The organism is Ensifer sp. ENS10 (assembly GCF_014852025.1).
Lineage (GTDB): Bacteria > Pseudomonadota > Alphaproteobacteria > Rhizobiales > Rhizobiaceae > Ensifer.
The window spans coordinates 1,133,680-1,154,909 of sequence record NZ_JACVAS010000002.1 but is presented as its reverse complement, the minus strand read 5'-3'; the positions used below and the strand labels follow the sequence as shown (position 1 = coordinate 1,154,909).

Sequence of the window (21,230 nt, the reverse complement as noted above, 5' to 3'; positions counted from 1 at the left end):
CTAGTGTTCGTGTTTTCGCGATCGAGAGTTGGCGAGCGGCACGAAGGCCTGGTCGAGCCGCTCTTTTCGTGCCCCTACTTTTCGATGCAGCGAAGATAGCCGCGCGGCGAACTTGAAAGGACAAGCTTGCCGTTCAGGGCCTCATCGGTCTCGAAGCGGGTCGATTCTTCCATATACGCCTTGAGCGCCGCATAGGGCTCGTCGCCGGCGCGCCAGATTTTCGAGCGTTTGGTGGGTGTTTGCGATGAATCGGCCCATCCAAGGACCGTATCCGCCACCACCATGTACTGGCCTTCGGTGACCAGCGGGCCATAGGTGCGCAGTTCATCCAGCACGTGGTCGCGGCTGTGGTCGCTGTCGAGCACGACCATGACCGAGGCGCCCTCAGGAATTTCCGCCTTCACCTTCGCCAGCGTCTCGGCCGCCGTCGAGGGGCCTTCGATCAGTGTGATGCGCGACGACATCGGATGCTTTTCGATCGAATCCCGATTGTGCGCACGGATGTCGATATCGACGCCGATGACCTTGCCCTTGCCGATCAGTTGCAGCATCGCGGCCATGAAGATCACCGAACCGCCGCGGGCGACGCCCGTTTCGATGATGACGTCCGGCTTGCTGTTCCAGATCACTTCCTGGGTTGCCATGACATCGGCCGGCATCTGGATGATCGGCACGCCCATGAACGACCAGAGATAGGCATAGTCGTATTTGTCGAGCGTCACCAATGTCTCGAGCGACTGGCGAAAGGCGTCCTCGTCCTTGCCGAGCGCGAGCGACATTTCCTTCTTGTGAGCCTCGAATGCGAGACGATCGTCTGCTGCTGCCATAACTGCTACCCTTTATTCGGATACGCCGCAGGTCACGATTCGCGATCTTGCAGCCTCGTCGATTCGTAACGCTTTCCTGTGAACGCTTTCATGTCGACAATTGCAAATACGGTCAAGGCCGGTTTCTTAAGGGGGGAAAGCGGGGGCGCCTCGCTCACTCGTGGAAGTTTCAATGTCGCGTTTTGACCGTATTCCTACACCCCTGTCGGGTCTCGTTGTTGTCGAACGCCAGCGCTTTGGCGACGATCGCGGCTTCTTTTCACGTTTCTTCTGCCGCGAGGAACTCGCCGATTTTGGCGCCGGCGGCTCTATTGCCCAGATCAATCATACGCTTACGCGGGTGGCAGGCACGGTTCGCGGCATGCATTTCCAGCGCGCGCCGCATGACGAGACGAAATTTGTCTCCTGTCTCGCGGGCACAATCTTCGATGTCGCCGTCGACATGCGGCCGGACTCCCTGACCTATCTTCAGTGGCATGGCGAGGTCCTGAGCGCTGAAAACGGCCGGTCGATGATGATCCCCGGCGGTTTCGCGCACGGGTTCCAGACGCTTTCCGCTGATTGTGAGCTGATTTATTTGCACGACAAGCCCCATGCGCCCGATGCCGAGGGCGGGCTCAATGCCCTGGATCCGAGGCTCGCGATCGCCTGGCCGTTGCCGGTGGCCCAGATGTCGGCGCGTGACCAGGCCTTCGCGATGCTGAAGGACGAGCGCTGATCGTCGGTCCCGTCCGTCGTTGACTTCGTGGTGGATGGGAGGACAATAACCTTTCCGCGCCACCACGGAAGAAGGGGTGTCGACGATGACGATCGCCAGAAAACTACAAGACTATATCGATGGTGCGGGTGTCGCCTATGACACCGTCGCCCATCACCGCACAGCCACCACCAGCCAGACGGCGAGAGCGGCACATGTGCCCGGCAGCAGGCTTGCCAAGTCCGTGGTCGTTCACCACGAGATGGGGTACGTGCTTGCCGTTGTGCCGAGCACGCACCGGGTTGAGCTCTCCACCTTGCAGGACGTGATGGACCGGCGCCTCGGTCTCGCTTCGGAAGAGGAAGTCTGCAACCTCTTCGCCGATTGCGATATCGGCGCGGTGCCGCCGATCGGCTCGGCCTATGACGTGCCGGTGTTGCTCGACGAAAGTCTGGGCGACGTAAACGACGTCTACTTCGAGGGCGGCGACCACAGGACGCTGGTGCACATGAGCGGATCGAACTTCCGCAACCTGATGAAGGGTGCGCAGATCGCCCGCTTCAGCCACCCGGCCTGACGGCCGCTCAGAGAATATGCCAAGCCGGCGGTTCGCCGGCGGCCGCCTTCGCGCGCCGTTCTCTTGGGTCGGAGATGACAGCCCACCTGCGGTCGAACATTGCCGAGTTCGAATGCAGCCTGTCGGGCTTGTCAAAGCGGGGGCTTGGCGTCACCATCCTTTTCGACGGACACCTTATCTATACCGGGTTGGGGGGATCGATGGTGCGCATACGCTCTACGAATATGTCCAAGTCTCTGACACTGCTGCTGGTTGCGGCCAGCGCTCCAGCTTTCGGATCCGTTGCCCTCGCGGAGGGCAATCTGTTCGATCAGTTTCCGTTCGCTGTCGCCTGCGAATACAAGGGCACGCAGCATGCCTTTTACCTGTCGAAGGTAACGGCCGATGGCACGGCGACCTACTTGGCCTCGGACAACTTCGCCGGGACGATTACCCTGGGCGGAGGGGCAAAGGCCGTGGGCACCGAACAGGGCGGAAGCTGCCTCGGCAAGACGGTCGAAGAGCTGAGAGAATCGGGCCAGGCGCGGGACATCAGGGCCAACTAAAGCGCGTCGCGATCTTTCAGATTCGCTCCTTGCGCTTTAAGTTTTTGATATTTCGCGTGTCGTTATCGCAAAACCGCTGCGCACTTTTGCGCGACAGGCTTTAGGACCGCGCTCGCCAACGAGCCTGTTGCAGGTGACATGATCGACAACCGCTGCCTTGGTTCCCAAGATGCCGCGAGGGTATGTTCGCCCAATTGTCGTCACCCAATGTTGTGAAATTCGACAATAACCAATGTGCCATTGTTGCGACTACTGAGAAGAGCCAATCGATTATGGCGCTTCGCAAGCGTCACTTGCCGGTGTTGCTCACGGGGGCGATCGATCCGGCGATAGACCCTATCCCCTAGACCTGCAGAGCAGGCAAAATCGCGTGATAGTCTGCAACTATCGGCGAAACGCTTCTTGCAAAACAGTCATTGAAAGAATCGGTGCCTGATAATTTTCCGTTGTGGCAAATGAAAAATCTGATTTACTGCGGCTCGCTGCTTGGCTTTTCGGGGGATATTGCCGATGGAATGCACCCGCAGGGATATTATGCTTGGTGGTTTGGCGCTGCTTAGCGCAGGCGCAGCCCAGAAACCGGCCTTCGCTGCCGCGGCGTCCTATTTTTCCGACCCCGCAGTCGATAATGGCGTGACCTACCGAAGCACGAATTTCGCCAAGATCGACAGGAAATGGCAGCGTCAGGTCGTCAAGTATTTCAGCACCGAGCCGATCGGCACGGTCGTCGTCGATACCCGGCACCATTTTCTCTACCTGATCATGGAGAACAAGACAGCTATCCGCTATGGCGTCGGCGTCGGGCGCGAGGGCTTCAAATGGTATGGCCGCGCTACGATCGACCGCAAATCGCTCTGGCCGCGCTGGACGCCGCCGCCGGAAATGCGCGAGCGTCACCCCGAACTGCCTGAGTTCGTCGAGGGAGGCTCGCCGAAGAACCCGCTTGGCCCGCGCGCCATGTACCTGCTTCGTGATGGCGTCGATACCGGCTATCGCTTCCACGGTACGCTGGAGCCGGGCAGCATCGGCAAGGATGCTTCCAGCGGCTGCATCCGCATGTTCAACGAGGACGCGATCGATCTTTATCAGCGGTGCCCCATCGGCACCGCCGTGCAAGTCCTGCCGCACATTGCCGACAAGGCCCCCGAGGTCAGCCAAGCAACCCCGGTCGCAACCCAGGTCGAATGAGGAATACCACCCCGATGCCCGCTACGCCCGGATATACGAGGCTGCTTTCTGCTGCGGCCATTCTGCTGACGCTGACCGCCTGCAACACCACCGAGATTGCCGCGGTCGAAGAACCGACCGTGGTGCCGATGACCGGAAAAACCGACGATCCGGCGCCCGGCTTCGAGACTGTCTCGGCCGGCAGCGAAGAGGATTTCATCCTCAATGTCGGCCGCCGGACCTATTTCACCCAGGACTCGGCCACGCTCGATCCCGTCGCCAAGGCAACCTTGGACAAGCAGGCCATCTGGCTCAACAGCAACCCGCGCTGGCTCGTCAAGCTGCAGGGCTTTTCCGACGACAGCGGCTCCGCATCGAAGATGGCGACGTTGTCGCAGCAGCGCGCCGATGCAGCGATGGCCTATCTCGCCTCGAAGGGCGTGGACCCAAACCGCATGTGGGCCAAGGGGTATGGAAACGACCGCGAGGTGCGCGACTGCACGGAGCGCTCCTGCAAGGTACAGAACCGCCGCGTCGTCTCCAATCTGCGCACGGAGCGCGACGCGATTTGATCGCGCGTCGCCTCGGCGTCTCTTGGCCAGCCGAAATCGGACCCTTCGCGTTCATGGCAGAGGCTTGAGGAACAGGTGGGCCGTTCGCTATTGAACGGCAGTTGCCTGCGACCAGACCACCATCCATTGCCCGTCTCTGCATTCATACGTGTCCGTGTGCCAGTAGGCACTGAGCGGCACTTTGTGCCCGCCGAAGATCACTTCAAGCTGCGCGCAATAGCGGATCACGGCGAGTCTCCGTGCACCCGCACGGCGATCGTTTCGGGCTCCCAATGCAGGTAGTTGATGTGTCCGACTGCGATCGACACAGCGTCGCGATACCCCTTCAACGAAGTCCGCCGTAGGTGATCGTACCCGTTGCGTCCCAGTATTCGCACGCGGCGGGAACGTCGCCTTGCCGATGCGTGCGCGAGACTAACCTCGCCAGCCTCACCATCGATCCAGTCGCCAACAGCGCCGTCATTCGACGGCGCCCGCTTGACTGGTCCAGAGCGTATCAATCGAACGGAACGGCAGGCAGACATTATCCGGCCGATTGCTGCACCCTGTCGGCGGCCTCGCGGATCACCTCGTAGACGCGGCGGGGTTGAGACAGCATCGGGACGTGGCTAGAGGCCAGTTCCGTCACCTTTGCATTCATGCGCTTGGCGAGGAAGCGTTGCAGGTCGGGCTGAACTGTCCGGTCTTCGGTACCGACGATGTAGTATGTCGGCTTTGTTTTCCACGCCGCACCCGGAACGGGTTGATCGAACAGGTCTGCCAGTGGCCCCATCTGCGTGGCCCAGACGAGCCTCTGTTCTGCTTCAGGCAGATCGCCGGCGAATTCCGGGATCCCCGAAGGACGAAGAAACAGCCGGCCGTCCGCCACCTCGATATGCTGGAAGACGGGGGCCTGGGGGAATTTTGTCTGGTCGGCCGCCGTCGTTTCACCGTTCTCCGGCGCCAGCGCGCAGATATAGACGAGCGCCTTGACGCGATCATCGGTGCCCGAAGCGGTGATGACGGTACCTCCATAGGAATGTCCGACCAGAACAACCGGACCGCGCACACGGCCCAGCGACGTGCGAACTGCCGCGGCGTCGTCGGCGACGGTATTCAAGTGGTTTTGCGTCGCGATCACTTCGTAGCCGTCGGCAACCAGCAGTTCGATGACCTTGCTGAAACAGGATCCGTCGGCCCAGAGGCCATGTGCGAAGACAATGCTGGGTTTGTTGGGCATGCCACACCTCCAGGGGAAGCAACTTTCCCGAACGACATCCGTATGTTCGGCCGGCGGGTCAGGAAAGGGCGGACGAACTTCCTGCTGGAAGCTCGGTCGCCGAGTTTAAGCCGCTGCCGGTGTTTTTCAAACTTGCTATGTCGGGCGAAGCGCGTCTTTCGCCTGCGGCGGGCCCTACAGCGCCACGCGTCTTACTGACGCGCAAAGGTCGCTGTAGCACTTTGAATTGCTGCATGTTTTTGTCCTTCAATCGGCTACGATTAAAGGAAACATGCAGTAGGCCCTTGAATAGAACAGGCGCGAAGCGCTCAGGAAGAGCAGAGTAACGCCCTTCGCCGCCGAACATCGCCTTTCATGCGACAACGAATTTTGTCAGATGGCCTGCGCGTAGCCGATCGCGAGAAGTCGTAAATTCGGCAAAAATGGCGCACCCGACAGGATTCGAACCTGTGACCTTTGGAATCGGAATCCAACACTCTATCCAGCTGAGCTACGGGTGCATCCGTTGGCGGCAGGGCCGCCGAAGCAGGCTGTGAGCGGTTCATAGCTTAGCTTTGGCGCCGCATCAATGGTGAAAAGGCGGAGTTCGCAGGGGAATTTGTGGTTGCTGCTGAAAATGCAACTGCTTGCCCTGCTTCTGCCGGTCGACAAAAAGGGCTCGGCGGCGGGCGTGAGGCGCGCCGCCGAGTATTGGTTCATGCCACCTGCATGGCGCCGGGGCCGGGGATCGCCTTTGGCGGCACCTTGCCCATGATGATCATGCCGAGCACCTCGTCCTTGGTCACGTCCTCGGTGCGGGCCTGGCCGACGACCTGGCCGTTCTTCATCACCGATACACGGTCGGCGAGGTCGAAGACGTCGTGGATGTCGTGGCTGATCAGGAAGATGCCGATGCCTTCGCGCTTCAGTTGCTTGATGAGGTCACCGACCTGGGCGGTTTCCTGTGGCCCGAGCGCTGCCGTCGGCTCGTCCATGATCAGGATGCGGGCGTCGAAGAGGATCGCGCGCGCGATCGCCACCGATTGCCGCTGGCCGCCGGAAAGCGCCTTCACCGGTTCCTTGAAGCGCTGGAAGTTGGGATTGAGGCGCCCCATGACTTCGCGGGCCTTGGCCTCCATCGCCACGTCGTCGAGCGTGCCCCAGGGGGTCCTGAGCTCGCGACCGAGATAGAGATTGGCGGCGGCATCGACATTGTCGGCGACGGCGAGCGTCTGGTAGATCGTCTCGATACCGTATTTCTTGGCGTCGCGCGGGTTGTTGATGTCCGCAGCCTCGCCATTGATCAGGATCTCGCCGGCATCGCGCTTGTAGGCGCCGGAGAGGATCTTGATCAGGGTCGACTTGCCGGCGCCGTTGTGGCCGAGCAGCGCCACGACTTCGCCGGGGTAGAGATCGACGGAGGCGTTGTCCACCGCGTGGATGCCGCCGAAGGAGATGGAAATGTTCTTCATTTCCACGAGCGGAGTGCGTTGGTCTTTCATGGATCGTACTCCTTACTTGGCGCGGGCGCGGTAGATGGTGTCGAGCCAGACGGCGACGACGAGAACCACGCCGACGACGATGCGCTGGAACGGACTGTCGATCCCCAGGAGCACCATGCCCGACTGTAGTGATTGCATGACGAGCGCGCCGATCATGGCGCCGGCAATCGTGCCGACGCCGCCGGCAAGCGAGGTGCCGCCGATGACCGCGGCGGCGATCGTATAGAGCTCGTCGAGCTCGCCCTGCGCATTGGTCGCCGCATTGAGGCGGGCGGTCGAGATTGCCGCGGCGATGGCGCACAGTATGCCCATCAGCGTGAAGATCTTGACGGTGACCCAGCGCGTCTTGATGCCGGCAAGTTCGGCTGCTTCCGGGTTGCCGCCGAGCGCGAATACGTAGCGGCCGAAGCGCAGCCGTGTGGCGATGAAGGTCATGACGATGCCGACGGCGATGGCGACGAGAACCGGAATGGCGATGCCGTGCGAGATCTGCAGTCCGCCTTCCGGCCAGGCGATGCCGTTGGCGTCGGCATATTTGCGGGCGATGTTGGTCGGCCAGTAGTAGCTATTGGCGACGGTGATTGCGCCCAGCACCAGGATACAGCCGAGGATCGCCAGGAAGTACTCCGCCCAGACCGGGCGCAACGGGAAGCGGAAGCGCTTGCGCTGCTTTCGCGAATTGAGGATGGCAGCGACGATGGCAATGCAGGCGAGGATGCCGACGATCCAGCTTGCCGTCGCGCCGATCGAGCCTTCGGTGCCGCCGCCCATCAGACGGAAGGTGGTATTCATCGGTGCGACCGTCTGGCCGCTGGTCACGAACCAGGTGGCGCCGCGCCAGACGAGCAGGCCGCCGAGCGTGACGATGAAGGCGGGCACGTTGAGGAAGGCGACGATCGAGCCCTGCAGCGCGCCGATAGCGGCACCGACGGCGATGCCGCTCAACAGCGTGATGATCCAGATGGCCGGATGTTCCAGGCCGAGATACTGCGGCAGGAATTTTACCTGCATGACGCCCATGACCATGCCGCAGAAGCCCAGCACGGAGCCGACGGAAAGGTCGATGTTGCGGGTGACGATGATCAGCACCATGCCGGTCGCCATCACGGCGACGGAAGACGTCTGAACTGTCAGGTTCCACAGGTTGCGCGGCGTCAGGAACAGGCCGCCGGTCATGATCTGAAAGCCGATCCAGATGATGACGAGCGCGCCGACCATGCCGAGCAGCCGGGTGTCGATTTCGGTGGCGCGGAAGAAGCGCTTCACCGGGTTTTCGTCCGCTGTGCGGGCGCGGTTTGCTTGTGCGCCCTGCGTGTTGCCTTGTGTGATGTCGGCCATGGACGTGCCTTCCCCCACTTTTTGTGTTGATGTCGTCGCGTCAGGTGGCACCAAGAGCCGGATCGACGCGACAAGTCCGGTGCGACGGCAGAGATCGAGCGTTTTCGTTGAGCTGCGCTGGTTGTGCGTCTGGCATTGTCCGCCCGGCACGCACCTTGCGCAAGCGCCGCAACGGGTTGCGTTGCGGCGCTTGTCTGACGTCAGCGCTCAGTTCTGCTGATGCGGTTTATTTGCAAGCCGCGACGTCGCCCTTGACGCCCTGGCAGGCTTCTTCCTTGGAGATCCAGCCTGCGTCGATCACGACGTTCAGGTTGTCCTTGGTGATCGGCAGCGGTGCAAGGAAGACCGACTGCATGGCCACGCCCTTCGGTCCGCCGTTGAAGGTGGTGACGCCGGCGACTTCTTCCATCTTCTTGCCGCCGGCAAGTTCGACGGCGACTTCTGCGGCGCGCTTGCCGAGTTCACGGCTATCCTTCCAGACCGAAACGGTCTGCGTGCCCAAGGCAACGCGGTTCAGCGCCGCCTTGTCTGCATCCTGGCCGGAGACCGGGACCGAGCCTGCGAGGCCTTGCGCATCGAGGGCTGCGATCGCGCCGCCGGCGGTGCCGTCGTTGGAGGCGACGACCGCATCGACCTTGTTGTCGTTGGCGGTCAGGAACTGCTCCATGTTCTTCTGGGCGTTTTCAGGCTTCCAGCCATCCGTGTAGGCTTCGCCGACATTCTTGATCTTGCCGGCATCGACGGCTTCCTTCAGCACTTCCATCTGTCCGGAGAAGAGGAAGTCGGCGTTCGGGTCAGCCGAAGAACCCTTGATGAAGACGTAGTTGCCTTCCGGCTTCACCTTGAACACTTCGCGGGCCTGCATGCGGCCGACTTCCTTGTTGTCGAAGGTGATGTAGAAGGCGGCCGGGTTTTCGATCAGGCGGTCGTAGCCGACGACCGGGATGCCTTCGGCAGCGGCCTTTTCGATTGCCGGGCCGATGGCGTCGCTGTCCTGGGCAAGCACGATCAGTGCATTGGCGCCCTGGGCGATCAGCGACTCGATGTCGGTCAGCTGCTTTGCGGCCGACGACTGTGCGTCAGCGGAGATGTACTTGTCGCCGGATGCTTCGAGTGCTGCCTTGATGGCGGCTTCGTCGGTTTTCCAACGCTCTTCCTGGAAGTTGGACCAGGACACGCCGACGACCAGGTCCTTTGCCTGGGCAACGGAATGCAGGGAAACGATGGCGGCAACACCTGCCATCAGCTTCAAAACGGATTTCATTTCATCCTCCCGAGTGAGGGCCGGCTGAGCGTGCGAACCTCCCGCACATCCTCCGCCAGCCTTGGAACGCTGTCGTAGATCGTGCCGCTACACCGTGCGGAATTATTTTCTCGACAGTCGAGAAAATGAATGTCATGGATTTTTGAGGCTGTCAACACGGCGTGAATGCGGTGGTTGCGGCATCAACAAGGTGCTTAGCGAGCGGTCGCGTCCGTTGTTTCTCGGCCGCCGACAAAATCCGTGCCACAAGGCTGTCGACAAGGCGTCCGGCGCCTTGTCTTGCCGTTCAACAGATGCTTTGGGAGGGGCATGTGTTCGAAGGATCCGCCACTGACAGGGACGTCTCATGCTGACCAAGTCCAGCACTGAGCTCGTGCGTCAGCAAAACAGCGCGCTGGTCCTTGCGGCGCTCAGGCGCGCCGGCAATCTCTCCCATACGGAAATTTCTGCTGATACGGGGCTTGCCTCGGCGACCGTTTCCGCGATCACGGCGGAGTTGGAAAAGGCGGGGGTGCTCGCCAAGGCCGAGCACCAGGTGCAGGGTGGGCGAGGGCGGCCGCGTGTCCTCTTCACGCCGCGGCGCGACTACGGCCATCTCGTGGTCGTCAGGATCTCCTCCGACATCGTGCAATATTCGCTGATCGATTACGGCGGCACGCTTCTCGACCGCTTCGACGAATCGCGAAACCACGACGAGCGCGGCACGATCCCTTTCGCTCGCGCATTCGTGGACGCGCTCGAACGTCTGCTGCAGCGCTCAAGGCTGGAGCGGGATCGCGTGCTCGCCGTTTCGATCAGCAGCAAGGGGCTGGTCGACAGCGACACGGCGCGGCTTTTGTGGTCGCCGGTCTTCGGTCGGGAAGAGCTGGATTTCGCTGCACTGCTTGCGCCGCAATGGCGCGCGAAAGTCATGCTCAGCAATGAGACTCTGCTGGTCGCGCAGGCGCTTGCAGCACAAGCCGAACGCAAACCGGAAGGTGGGTTCAGGGCGCTTGCGGCGATCTCTCTCGGCCACAGCATCGGCCTTGGCGTTGCCCGCAAGAGCCAGAGCGGCGAGATGGATGTCAGCGCGCCGAATTTCGGCCACATGCTGCACGCGCCGTCAGCGGGCCTCTGCCGTTGCGGCGCCTATGGCTGCATCGAGGCGGCAGCCGGTTTCTATGGGATTCTGCGTGCCGCCTTCGAGGTGCCGGCGGATACCATCCCCGCCAAGTTCGTTCCCGTCGCCGAGCTCGACAAGATCGCGGCCAGCGCGCGGCAGGGACATCGCATGGCCGGCTACGCGTTCCGCCAGGCGGGCATTGCGCTCGGCAACGGCATCTCGCGCATGCTGAGCCTCTACGAGCGCATGCCTGTCCACGTCACCGGGCCCGGCATCCGATACTTCGATCTCATGCTGCCGGGGATCGAAGAAGGACTTGCCCAGTCCATGCAGGTCCGCCTTCAGGGCGCTCCCGAAATATCGGTCGCGCCCGACGAGCAACGCCTCGTCTTCGAGGGACATCTGGAGCGGGCGCTGGGCGCGATCGACGCCGATATTACCGCCACCGGCGTTTCCTGATGCACGGTTGAAGTGCATCGCCTGACGCAACCTTTTTTTGGGGTTGTATCGAAGGTGAGCACCTCTAGTAATGCAATTTACAGTTATTTAGCGACTCCTTGTCAATGTGGCTGTGACGCGGGAGACACTCATGTTTTCAGTGATTGCATGCATACGTGATGACCATGACTGGCGCCTTATCGTGGCCGCCGCGATCGTCTGCCTGGCGGGCAGTGTCGCAACGATGTTGCTGCTGCTGCGCGCCCGGCGAAGCGAAGGTAGCCAGCGCAGCCTCTGGATCGCGGCCAGCGGTTTTGCCTGCGGTGTCGGTGTCTGGTCGACGCATTTCATCGCCATGCTGGCCTATGATGGTGGTGTGCCGGTTGCTTACGGCCTCTGGGGCACCGCTCTGTCGGTGGTCGTCGCCATAGCCGCGTCGTGGGTCGCCTTTGCAATCGGCCTCGGTGGTGGTTCACGTCTCTCGATGTCCTGCGGTGGCTTCGTGCTTGGCGCCGGCGTCGCGGCGATGCATTTCACCGGCATGCAGGCGATCGAGATCCACGGGCACATAAGCTACGATCCGCAAGCGACTGTTTCGGCGCTCGTCGTGGGAACGCTGCTGGCGGGTGCCGCGCTTCATGCTTTTCATGCCTTGCGCAGCATGCGGCGGCTGGTCGTCTCCTCCTTGCTGCTGGTGCTGGCAATCTGCACCATGCACTTCACGTCGATGAGCGGCGTGACGCTCATGCCGGAGGCCAATGTGGCTGTCGCCGGCACCATTCATCCCGCCTGGCTCGCCGGCGGGGTCATCGCAGCCTCCACGACATTGATCGTGCTCGCCTTCGGCGCCCTCTTCGTCGATCGGCAGCTGACCGATCTCAGAGGGCTCGCCAACGCCTCGCTCGAAGGCATGGCGATCGTTTTCGATGGCGTCATCGTCGAAGCCAACGAGCGCTTCTCCGGCCTCACCGGTCGGACGTTTTCCGATCTGTCCGGGCGCCGCCCGTCGGAGATCTTCGTCTTCGGCGAGGAAGGGCTCGAGGGACACAGGCGCGGGGATGGTCCCGGCGAGATCGATCTTCTCAACGCCGATGGGCGCACCATTCCGGTGGAATTCATGTGCCGGACGATCGAGTATCGTGGCCGCGAATGCGAAGTGATCTTCGTGCGCGACTTGAGGGCACGGAAGGAAGCCGAGCGCACGATCGAGCATCTGGCCCATCATGATGCGCTCACCGATTTGCCGAACCGCGCCTTCTTCGACCGCAGGCTGGCCCAGACGCTGGCGGCGGCCTCTGCGCGGGGCGAAGAGTTGGCAATCCTCTGCCTCGACCTCGACCGCTTCAAGGCAGTCAACGATATCTTCGGCCACGGCGAAGGCGACCGCATCCTGAAGAAGGTTGCCGATATCCTGCGCCAGGCTGCCGGAGAGCACGACACGGTCGCCCGGCTCGGCGGTGACGAGTTCGCAATCATCCACGTGGGCGGCAAGCGGCCGGCGGCGGCGCGCCAATTGACGGGCCGCATCCTGGCGCTGTTTGCCGCGGAAATGGATACCAATCGCGATCCGACCGCCGTCGGCGTCAGCATTGGTGCTGCGCTCTATCCGGTCGACGGGCAGACGGCAGATCAGTTGCGCAACAATGCCGACACGGCACTCTACCGCGCCAAGCAGAGCGGCAAGGGCATCGCCTGCTTCTTCGACCGGGGAATGGATGAGGCGGTTCGCACCCGCCGGCAGATCGAGAACGACCTGCGCCATGCGGTGCTTCGCCGCCAGTTCTTTCTAGAATACCAGCCGCTGGTCGAAGTCCAGAGCGACAGGATCATCGGCTACGAGGCATTGCTGCGCTGGAACCATCCGCAGCGCGGGCTGATCGGCCCTGACGTGTTCATCCCGATCGCGGAGGAAAGCGGCTCGATCATCCAGATCGGCGAGTGGGTGCTGGAACAGGCCTGCACGGAAGCGGCAAAATGGAACGAGCCGCTGCCGATTTCCGTCAATATCTCGCCGGTCCAGTTCCTTCTGCCCAATCTCTTCGATCAGGTCGCGAGCATATTGCGTCGGACTGGCCTTGATCCCTGGCGGCTGGAGCTCGAAATCACCGAGGCGGCGCTGATGCACAATCGCGAGGATGTGCTGGCGGTGCTGGTTCGCCTGCGCGTCCTCGGCGTCCGGATCGTCATGGACGACTTCGGCACCGGACATTCTTCGCTGAGCAACCTGCAGACCTTCCCCTTCGACAAGCTGAAGATTGATTGCAGCTTCACCGCTGCCCTCGAAAAGGACCCTTCCGCACAGGCGATCGTCCGCGCCATCATCGCGCTCGGCCACAGCCTCAGGCTCGCGGTCGTGACCGAAGGCGTCGAAACCGAACGGCAGAGGCAGATCCTGGTGGAGGAGGGCTGCCTGCAGATCCAAGGGTATCTCTCCGGCCGACCGGGCGCTGCGCCCAGCACCGGCCGGGAAGCGCCGCGATGGGAGAAGATGCCGGTATGCGCTGAGGGCTGAGGCACCTGCGCGGATGCCGGTTTGCCAGAGTGGTGACATGAAAAAAGCCGGGCGTGTGGCGCCCGGCTTTTCCATTTGATGTGTTACCGGCCGTAGCCTCAGGCGACGCTGATCTGACGCTTCTCGACAACCGACTTCACGGCGGCGTCGGCGAGGGCCAGTGCGGCGAGACCATCCTTGCCCGACGGCGTGATTTCCGCACCCTTTTCGATCGCGGCGATGAAGCTCTCGATCTCGTTGGCATAGGCTTCGGTGTAGCGCGTCATGAAGAAGTCGTGCAGCGGCGGGCGGGTGTAGCCTTCGCCATTGGCGATCTCGATCGAGACCGGACGCTGGTTTTCAGCCGAGACGACGCCCTTCGAGCCGTGCACCTCGATGCGCTGGTCGTAGCCATAGGTGGCGCGGCGGGAGTTGGAGATGATGGCCTGCTTGCCGGAAGCCGTCTGCAGGATGACCGAGACGCTGTCATAGTCGCCGGCTTCGCCGATCGCCTTGTCGACGAGAACGGCGGCGGTTGCCGTCACGGAGACCGGCTCCTCGCCGAGCAGGAAGCGGGCCATGTCGAAGTCATGGATCGTCATGTCGCGGAAGATACCGCCCGAACGCTTGATGTAATCGACCGGCGGGGCGCCCGGATCGCGCGAGGTGATGGTCACCATTTCCACGTCGCCGATCTTGCCGGCGTCGATCGCCTTTTTGACGGCCATGAAATGCGGGTCGAAGCGGCGGTTGAAGCCGACCATCAGCTTGGCCTTGGTCTCGTTGACAACCTTGAGGCAGGCCTTGACGCGCTCGGCATCCAGATCGACAGGCTTTTCGCAGAAGATCGCCTTGCCGGCGCGCGCGAAACGCTCGATCAGGTCGGCGTGGGTGTCGGTCGGGGTGCAGATGACGACGGCGTCGATGTCGTCAGCCTTTTCGATCGCCTCGATGGTGCGCACATCGCAGCCATATTGCTTGGCGATGGTTTCGGCGGCGGCAGGGAAGGCGTCGGCAACGGCGACGAGCACGGCATCCGGATTGCCGCTGACGGCTTTCGCGTGAACCTTGCCGATGCGTCCGGCGCCCAGAAGACCAAATCTGACTGTCATCTCAGTTTCTCTCGAATTCCGGCTCGCGACCGGGAAGGGGCGTGATGATCGGCGCTCATCGCGCAAAGGCGCCGCGGAACACTGATTCCGCGAATCGATCGGAGAATTGCCACGAAAAATCGCGTGTTGGAACGCTGCGCCGGCGCCTCTCCCTTGGTACCTCCGCACCCAGTCGGCCCGTCCATTCATTTGGAATGAAGTAGCCGACGCGGGTCATTTCGGAATTTTTATTCCATTTTAGTTGCGTCCGTCAAGGGGCGTGAGGACCGCTGGACTTGCTGTCTTCAATGAATATCCCGTAAATGGGGCGCACATGATAAGGCCACCAGAGGACAGAATGCTCAAGTTCATCGACCCGGACCACCCCTTTTACCGCCCGCTATGGGTCCGCCTGCTGATCGTGGCCTTCTGCGCCGTCTGGACGGTGGTCGAGTTCCTGGGCGAACAGGCGATGTGGGGCATGATCTTCCTGGCCATGACGGCCTATGCCTCGGCAGCGCTGCTGGTCTTCTATAAGCCGAGCGAGAAGAGCGTGGATAAAGCCGCGGACGAAGAGCAAGGCAAGAGCGACGGGGACGGCGCCGCGGGCTGACGATCACGCCGCCGGGTTGATTGCGCGTATCTGCTGCGAGGCTTCGTCGATCAGCATGTTGGCGAGTTTCATACGCACGGTCGCATTGGCGCGGAAGGCGGCCGGCAGGCGGTCCGGATGGTTCAGGGCGGCGAAGGCACGCCGCTTTGCCGCGAGCGTCACTTGAGTTTCGCCGTCGGAAAGCGCCAGTTCTTCGGCCACCTCTGCAAGGCCAGTGCGATTGAGATAGTCAGGCATGACCGGCGGAGGCGGCGGCTCGACGAAAGCCGCATCGAGATAGGCGCGCTCGACCGCGCCGAAGGAGGCCGCGCCGACGCTTTCGGCCGAAAGAGCGCTGGCAAACACCGGCGCGTACGGCGTCGTGACACGGGACGCTTCGGCCGGATCCGGCTCGTATTCCTCTTCCGTCTTCAGCCGTTCGAGCACCGACTGAAACACCGACATTCCGAACATGACGCCTCCAATTGGAAGGAAGCCATGACAGGCGGAGGTTATCCCGGGCTGATCACATGATCATGCCGGGCTGATCACTTGATCATGCCGGGCTGAACGTTTCGATCATGCCGGGCTGATCACGCACGGCCCTGCTTCAGGATGAGATCGTAGAGCAGCTTGGCACTCGGCGGCAGCGCGCGTCCCTCGGCCGTGATCAGGCCATAGGGCTTGATGCGGATCGGGATCTCGGTCTTCAGGATGCGGATTTCGCCGGCCGGTGTGCCGTTGCCGGCAATCAGGTTGGCGACGTCGAGCGCCACCGGCGCGATCGCATTGGTGTGGCGCACGATCGACAGCGTCAGGATGATCGAAGAGGTGTTGATGACGGTCGCCGGCAATCTCACGCCGGCCGCCACGAAACTATCCTCGACGGCGCGCCTGAGCAGCGTGCCCGGCGGCTGGAACACCCAGTCGTAGGAGGGCAGGTCCTCGGCGCCGACCACAGGTTTGTCGAGCAGCGGATGGCCGTCGCGCACGATCAGGCAGACTTCTTCAAACCCGATCTCCACCATGTTGAAGAGCCGCGGCGGCTGGTCGTCGGGGATGCGCCCGATGATGAAATCGTGGCGCGCGGCAAGCAACTCCCTTGCCAGAACGTTGCTGTTTTCGATCTGGACGTTGATCTCGATGCCGGGATAGGCGGTGATCACCTGGCGAATGGCGGGGACGGCGAGATTGAGCGCCGGGCCGGTGACGGAACCCAGAGAGACCGAGCCGCCGCTGCCCGTCTTGAGCTCGTTGATCTCGCGCGAGGCTTCTCGAAGCTCCAGAAAGATCGTGCGCGCCCGCCGTGCCAGCGCTTCGCCGTAAGGCGTCAGTTCGACGCCACGGGCAATGCGTTCGCAGACCGGCGCCTTCAGCATCGTCTCGATTTCCGACAGCATACGCGAGGCTGCCGGCTGCGAAATCCCGAGAGCTTCCGCGGCGGCGCTGATGCGCCTGTGGTCGTCAATTGCAAGAATCAGCCGGAGGTGGCTGATCTTCAAGCCGGAGCGAAAGAGTGCTGAATCGAAGAGTTCGCCGGCCGTCCCGGTGGCGCTTGCCTTCTGGTCACGCATTTCCAACCCCTGTGGTTTTTTTGGTTTTCAAATATTTTCAAAAATCACACTGTTCGCACGTGCTATAACAATTTTGGTATGCGTTCAAAGTAATATTGTATTTGACAGTTATATGTTTTGATTCCAGTTTTTGCTCATGTGCCAGCGCATGTAGGAGCATGCGAGGCGGGGAGGCCTCTCCTTCACCTTGATCCGCGGCCGGAGACGAGATCCCGGTCCGCGGATTGCTGCGCATAGACGGAAAGGCTCTGCCTGCCGGCTTCAACTTTTTTGGGAGAGAACTGATGAAATTGATGACTTCGCTTCTCGCAGCCGCTGCGATTTCGATCGCGTCCTTCGCTGCGCCCGTATTTGCGCAGGACAAGGGCACGGTCGGCATTTCCATGCCGACGAAGACGTCGACCCGCTGGATTTCCGACGGCGAGACGATGGAGAAGCTGTTCAAGGAAGCCGGCTACACCCCGGACCTGCAGTTCGCTGACGACGACATCCCGAACCAGCTCGCCCAGATCGAGAACATGGTGACCAAGGGTGCCAAGGTTCTGGTCATCGGCGCCATCGACGGCACGACGCTCTCCGACATCCTGCAGAAGGCCCATGACGCCGGCGTCAAGGTTATCGCCTATGACCGTCTGATCCGTGACTCTGGCAATGTCGACTACTACGCCACCTTCGACAACTTCCAGGTTGGCGTGCAGCAGGCGACGTCGCTGGTGCAGGGCCTCAAGCTCGATGGCGCAACCGAGCCCAAGAACATCGAGCTCTTCGGTGGTTCGCCTGACGACAACAACGCCTTCTTCTTCTACGACGGCGCGATGTCGGTTCTGCAGCCGCTGATCGACAGCGGCAAGATCGTCGTCAAGTCCGGCCAGAAGGGCATGGACCAGGTCGGCACGCTGCGTTGGGACGGTGCTGTCGCCCAGGCCCGCATGGAAAACCTGCTGTCGTCGAACTACACCGACGCCAAGGTCGATGGCGTGCTTTCGCCCTATGACGGCCTCTCGATCGGTATCATCTCGGCGCTGAAGGGCGTCGGCTACGGCTCGGGCGACATGCCGATGCCGGTTGTCACCGGCCAGGACGCCGAGCTGCCGTCGGTCAAGTCGATCCTTGCCGGCGAACAGTATTCGTCGATCTTCAAGGACACGCGCGAACTCGCCAAGGTAACGGTCGGCATGGTCAACGCGATCATGGAAGGCAAGGAGCCTGAGGTGAACGACACCAAGACCTATGAAAATGGCGTCAAGGTCGTTCCGTCCTACCTGCTGAAGCCGGTTGCCGTCGACAAGTCCAACGTCAAGGACGTGCTCGTCAGCTCGGGCTACTACACCGAAGACCAGATCAACAACTGATCTTTTTCAACGGGAAGGGCCCGTGCAAGCGCGCGGGCCCTTTTATCCAGAAGACGGAGCCGGTACTCTCTCGCAGACTGCCGCTGGAATGACTGAACATGGACAATATCATTCTTGAAATGCGGGGCATCACCAAGACGTTCCCGGGCGTCAAGGCGCTGGACAATGTCAGCTTCAAGGTCCGCGAAGGCGAGATCCACGCGCTCGTCGGCGAAAACGGCGCCGGCAAGTCGACGCTGATGAAGGTGTTGAGCGGCGTCTATCCCGCCGGCACCTATGAAGGCGAGATCCACTACGGTGGCGAAGCGCGTCGCTTCTCGACGATCTCCGACAGCGAAGACCTTGGCATCATCATCATCCACCAGGAACTGGCGCTGGTGCCGCTGCTGTCGATCGCCGAGAACATCTTCCTCGGCAACGAGATCGCCAGCAACGGCGTGATCCACTGGCCGCAGACCTTTGCCCGCACCCAGGAGCTCCTGAAGAAGGTGGGCCTCAGCGAGAGCCCGGCAACGCTCATCACCGACATCGGCGTCGGCAAGCAGCAACTGGTCGAGATCGCCAAGGCGCTTTCGAAGAAGGTGCGGCTCTTGATCCTCGACGAGCCGACCGCCTCGCTCAACGAAACCGATTCCGATGCGCTTTTGAAGCTCCTGATGGAGTTTCGCACGCAGGGCATGACCTCGATCATCATCTCGCACAAGCTGAACGAGATCCGCAAAGTCGCCGACCAGATCACCATCCTGCGCGATGGCGGAACCGTCGAAACGCTCGACTGTCAGACCGAAGATGTCGGCGAGGACCGGATTATCAAAGGCATGGTCGGCCGCGCCATGGAAGACCGCTACCCGCCGCGCGAGCCCAAGATCGGCGAGACGCTGCTGGAAGTGAAGAACTGGAATGTCTTCCACCAGCACCATCGCGACCGGCAGTTCCTGCACGACGTCAATTTCACCGTGCGCGCCGGCGAAGTGGTCGGCATTGCCGGGCTGATGGGGGCAGGGCGCACCGAGACGGCGATGAGCATCTTCGGCAAGTCCTGGGGCCACAAGATCACCGGCGACGTGACGATGCGCGGCAAGCCCGTCGATGTCAGCACGATTCCGCGGGCGATCGATGCAGGTCTCGCTTACGTCACCGAAGACCGCAAGCAGCTCGGCCTCGTGCTGATCAACAACATCAAGGAGAACACGACACTCTCCAACCTGAAGGCGGTTGCCGCGAACGGCGTCATCGACGACCGCAAGGAAGCGAAGGTCGCCTCCGACTATCGCTCGAAGCTGCGCATCCGTTCGCACTCGATCTATCAGGAAACGGTCAACCTCTCGGGCGGCAACCAGCAGAAGGTCGTGCTGTCCAAATGGCTGTTCACCAATCCGGAAGTTCTCATTCTCGACGAGCCGACACGCGGCATCGATATCGGCGCGAAGTATGAGATCTACACCATCATCAACCAGCTTGCCGCCGAGGGTAAAGGCATCCTAATGATCTCATCGGAAATGCCGGAGCTGCTTGGAACCTGCGATCGCATCTACGTCATGAACGAGGGCCGCATCGTCGCCGAGCTCTCGAAGGCGGAAGCGAGCCAGGAATCCATCATGCGTGCCATCATGCGTTCAGGGGAGAAACACTAATGGTCGCCGATACGAGCACCCAAAACAACAAGCCCTCGATCGGGGACTATCTCAAGAACAACATCCGCGAATACGGCCTGCTCGTCGCGCTCGTGGTGATCATGCTGTTCTTCCAGTTCGTGACCAACGGCGTGCTGTTCAAGCCGGTCAACATCACCAACCTGGTGCTGCAGAACTCGTTCATCGTCATCATGGCGCTCGGCATGCTCCTGATCATCGTCGCCGGCCATATCGACCTATCGGTCGGCTCGATCGTCGCCTTCATCGGCGCGATCTCGGCGATCATGCTGGTCAAGTGGGGGCTGCCGGCCTTTGTCGTCATTCCCGCCTGTCTCGTCGTCGGCGGCATCATGGGTGCGGCGCAGGGTTATTGGGTCGCCTATCAAAAGATCCCGTCGTTCATCGTCACGCTTGCCGGCATGCTGGTTTTCCGCGGGCTTACCTACGTGGTGCTTGGCGGTCGTCCGATCGGACCGTTCCCGAAGGAATTCCAGCTGCTGTCGACCGGTTTCGTCCCCGACTTCCTCTATTTCCTCAATCCGGCGCCGGAAATGATTCAGAACCTGGTCGCGCTCGTGGCTGTCGTGGCGCTCGTCGCCTATGCCATCTATGCCGGCATTCGCGACCGCCGGATCAACGAGCAGCACGGCACCGAGAACGAACCCTTCATCTTCTTCGCGATCCAGATGGCGGTTATTGCCGTCGTGGCGTTGTTCATCGGCTTCCAGCTCGCGACCTATCGCGGCCTGCCGAACGTGCTGATCGCCATGGCCGTTCTCATCGCGCTCTACACCTTCATCACCACGCGCTCGACCATCGGCCGCCGCATCTACGCCATGGGCGGCAACGTCAAGGCGACCAAGCTCTCGGGCATCAACACCGAACGGCTGACCTTCTACACCTTCGTCAACATGGGTGTGCTTGCGGCACTCGCCGGCATGATCATCACCGCCCGCCTCAACTCGGCTACGCCGAAGGCCGGCCAAGGCTTCGAACTCGACGTCATTGCGGCATGCTTCATCGGCGGCGCCTCGGCGTCCGGCGGCGTCGGCAAGATCATCGGCGCGGTGATCGGCGCCTTCATCATGGGCGTGATGAACAACGGCATGTCGATCATGGGCATTGGCATCGATTACCAGCAGCTGATCAAGGGCCTCGTGCTCCTCGCAGCCGTGTTCTTCGATGTCTACAACAAGAACAAGGGTTGAGCCGAAAGCCATAAGACCCGACGCGAACCAGTAACATTCACCGGCAGCCGCGGCTGCCAGG

At 61.7% G+C, this 21,230-nt stretch carries 19 protein-coding genes and 1 tRNA gene; 11 read left to right on the top strand and 9 right to left on the bottom strand.

The window, feature by feature from the left end; translation table 11 throughout:
- Positions 1 to 74 precede the first annotated feature (74 nt).
- The gene (locus IB265_RS12550; RefSeq protein ID WP_057249105.1) at positions 75 to 827 is read right to left on the bottom strand and encodes a cephalosporin hydroxylase family protein; all 753 of its coding nucleotides are present in this window, start codon (positions 825 to 827) and stop codon (positions 75 to 77) included.
- Between the two features lie 172 nt (positions 828 to 999).
- Here IB265_RS12550 and IB265_RS12545 point away from each other — a divergent pair, with 172 nt between their 5' ends.
- The 5 genes from IB265_RS12545 to IB265_RS12525 all read left to right on the top strand — a co-directional run bounded on the left by IB265_RS12545 (position 1,000) and on the right by IB265_RS12525 (position 4,385).
- Positions 1,000 to 1,545 (top strand): dTDP-4-dehydrorhamnose 3,5-epimerase family protein, encoded by a 546-nt coding sequence (locus tag IB265_RS12545; protein ID WP_057249106.1) that lies wholly within the window; start codon positions 1,000 to 1,002, stop codon positions 1,543 to 1,545.
- Positions 1,546 to 1,630: 85 nt separating this feature from the next.
- Positions 1,631 to 2,101 (top strand): aminoacyl-tRNA deacylase, encoded by a 471-nt coding sequence (locus tag IB265_RS12540; RefSeq protein WP_057249136.1) that lies wholly within the window; start codon positions 1,631 to 1,633, stop codon positions 2,099 to 2,101.
- 74 nt (positions 2,102 to 2,175) lie between these two features.
- Positions 2,176 to 2,646, top strand: a complete 471-nt coding sequence (locus IB265_RS12535; protein ID WP_306341285.1) for a hypothetical protein — start codon at positions 2,176 to 2,178, stop codon at positions 2,644 to 2,646.
- A 510-nt stretch (positions 2,647 to 3,156) separates the two neighbouring features.
- A complete protein-coding gene (locus IB265_RS12530; protein WP_057249107.1) occupies positions 3,157 to 3,834 on the top strand; it encodes a L,D-transpeptidase in 678 nt (225 codons plus the stop codon).
- A complete protein-coding gene (locus IB265_RS12525) occupies positions 3,831 to 4,385 on the top strand; it encodes an OmpA family protein (RefSeq protein WP_057249108.1) in 555 nt (184 codons plus the stop codon). Before IB265_RS12530 ends, IB265_RS12525 begins: the two co-directional genes overlap by 4 nt.
- Before the next feature lie 523 nt (positions 4,386 to 4,908).
- Here IB265_RS12525 and IB265_RS12520 read toward each other — a convergent pair.
- From IB265_RS12520 to xylF, 5 genes are all read right to left on the bottom strand, one after another.
- Positions 4,909 to 5,604: an alpha/beta fold hydrolase gene (locus IB265_RS12520; RefSeq protein ID WP_058326424.1), complete on the bottom strand. Its 696-nt coding sequence runs from the start codon at positions 5,602 to 5,604 to the stop codon at positions 4,909 to 4,911.
- Positions 5,605 to 6,027: 423 nt separating this feature from the next.
- Positions 6,028 to 6,104: transfer RNA gene (locus IB265_RS12515), tRNA-Arg, on the bottom strand.
- A 195-nt stretch (positions 6,105 to 6,299) separates the two neighbouring features.
- Positions 6,300 to 7,085, bottom strand: a complete 786-nt coding sequence (locus IB265_RS12510; protein WP_034793927.1) for an ATP-binding cassette domain-containing protein — start codon at positions 7,083 to 7,085, stop codon at positions 6,300 to 6,302.
- 12 nt (positions 7,086 to 7,097) lie between these two features.
- A complete protein-coding gene (locus tag IB265_RS12505; protein WP_057249109.1) occupies positions 7,098 to 8,423 on the bottom strand; it encodes a sugar ABC transporter permease in 1,326 nt (441 codons plus the stop codon).
- Positions 8,424 to 8,649: 226 nt separating this feature from the next.
- Positions 8,650 to 9,687: a D-xylose ABC transporter substrate-binding protein gene (xylF, locus tag IB265_RS12500; protein WP_192494806.1), complete on the bottom strand. Its 1,038-nt coding sequence runs from the start codon at positions 9,685 to 9,687 to the stop codon at positions 8,650 to 8,652.
- 346 nt (positions 9,688 to 10,033) lie between these two features.
- On the opposite strand from xylF, the gene IB265_RS12495 reads away from it, so the two are divergent.
- Positions 10,034 to 11,248, top strand: a complete 1,215-nt coding sequence (locus IB265_RS12495; RefSeq protein ID WP_057249111.1) for an ROK family protein — start codon at positions 10,034 to 10,036, stop codon at positions 11,246 to 11,248.
- Between the two features lie 130 nt (positions 11,249 to 11,378).
- Positions 11,379 to 13,739, top strand: a complete 2,361-nt coding sequence (locus IB265_RS12490; RefSeq protein ID WP_192494805.1) for an EAL domain-containing protein — start codon at positions 11,379 to 11,381, stop codon at positions 13,737 to 13,739.
- Positions 13,740 to 13,837: 98 nt separating this feature from the next.
- On the opposite strand, the gene iolG is transcribed toward IB265_RS12490, so the two are convergent.
- A complete protein-coding gene (gene iolG / locus IB265_RS12485; RefSeq protein ID WP_057249113.1) occupies positions 13,838 to 14,830 on the bottom strand; it encodes an inositol 2-dehydrogenase in 993 nt (330 codons plus the stop codon).
- A 337-nt stretch (positions 14,831 to 15,167) separates the two neighbouring features.
- Here iolG and IB265_RS12480 point away from each other — a divergent pair, with 337 nt between their 5' ends.
- Positions 15,168 to 15,422, top strand: a complete 255-nt coding sequence (locus IB265_RS12480) for a hypothetical protein (protein WP_057249114.1) — start codon at positions 15,168 to 15,170, stop codon at positions 15,420 to 15,422.
- Positions 15,423 to 15,425: 3 nt separating this feature from the next.
- Here the strand turns inward: IB265_RS12480 and IB265_RS12475 are convergent, their stop codons facing one another.
- Positions 15,426 to 15,875 carry a hypothetical protein gene (locus IB265_RS12475; protein WP_192494804.1) on the bottom strand — a complete coding sequence of 150 codons (450 nt, stop codon included), beginning with the start codon at positions 15,873 to 15,875 and terminating at the stop codon, positions 15,426 to 15,428.
- A 119-nt stretch (positions 15,876 to 15,994) separates the two neighbouring features.
- Positions 15,995 to 16,975, bottom strand: coding sequence for a LysR family transcriptional regulator (locus IB265_RS12470; protein WP_057249116.1), 981 nt, complete (start codon positions 16,973 to 16,975; stop codon positions 15,995 to 15,997).
- A gap of 284 nt (positions 16,976 to 17,259) precedes the next feature.
- Between IB265_RS12470 and chvE the strand changes: the two genes are divergently transcribed.
- From chvE to mmsB, 3 genes are all read left to right on the top strand, one after another.
- Complete coding sequence (gene chvE / locus IB265_RS12465; RefSeq protein ID WP_057249117.1) at positions 17,260 to 18,327, top strand: multiple monosaccharide ABC transporter substrate-binding protein; 1,068 nt, start codon at positions 17,260 to 17,262, stop codon at positions 18,325 to 18,327.
- Between the two features lie 98 nt (positions 18,328 to 18,425).
- A complete protein-coding gene (gene mmsA / locus IB265_RS12460; protein ID WP_057249118.1) occupies positions 18,426 to 19,961 on the top strand; it encodes a multiple monosaccharide ABC transporter ATP-binding protein in 1,536 nt (511 codons plus the stop codon).
- Positions 19,961 to 21,169 carry a multiple monosaccharide ABC transporter permease gene (mmsB, locus tag IB265_RS12455; RefSeq protein ID WP_057249119.1) on the top strand — a complete coding sequence of 403 codons (1,209 nt, stop codon included), beginning with the start codon at positions 19,961 to 19,963 and terminating at the stop codon, positions 21,167 to 21,169. Before mmsA ends, mmsB begins: the two co-directional genes overlap by 1 nt.
- Positions 21,170 to 21,230: the final 61 nt, after the last annotated feature.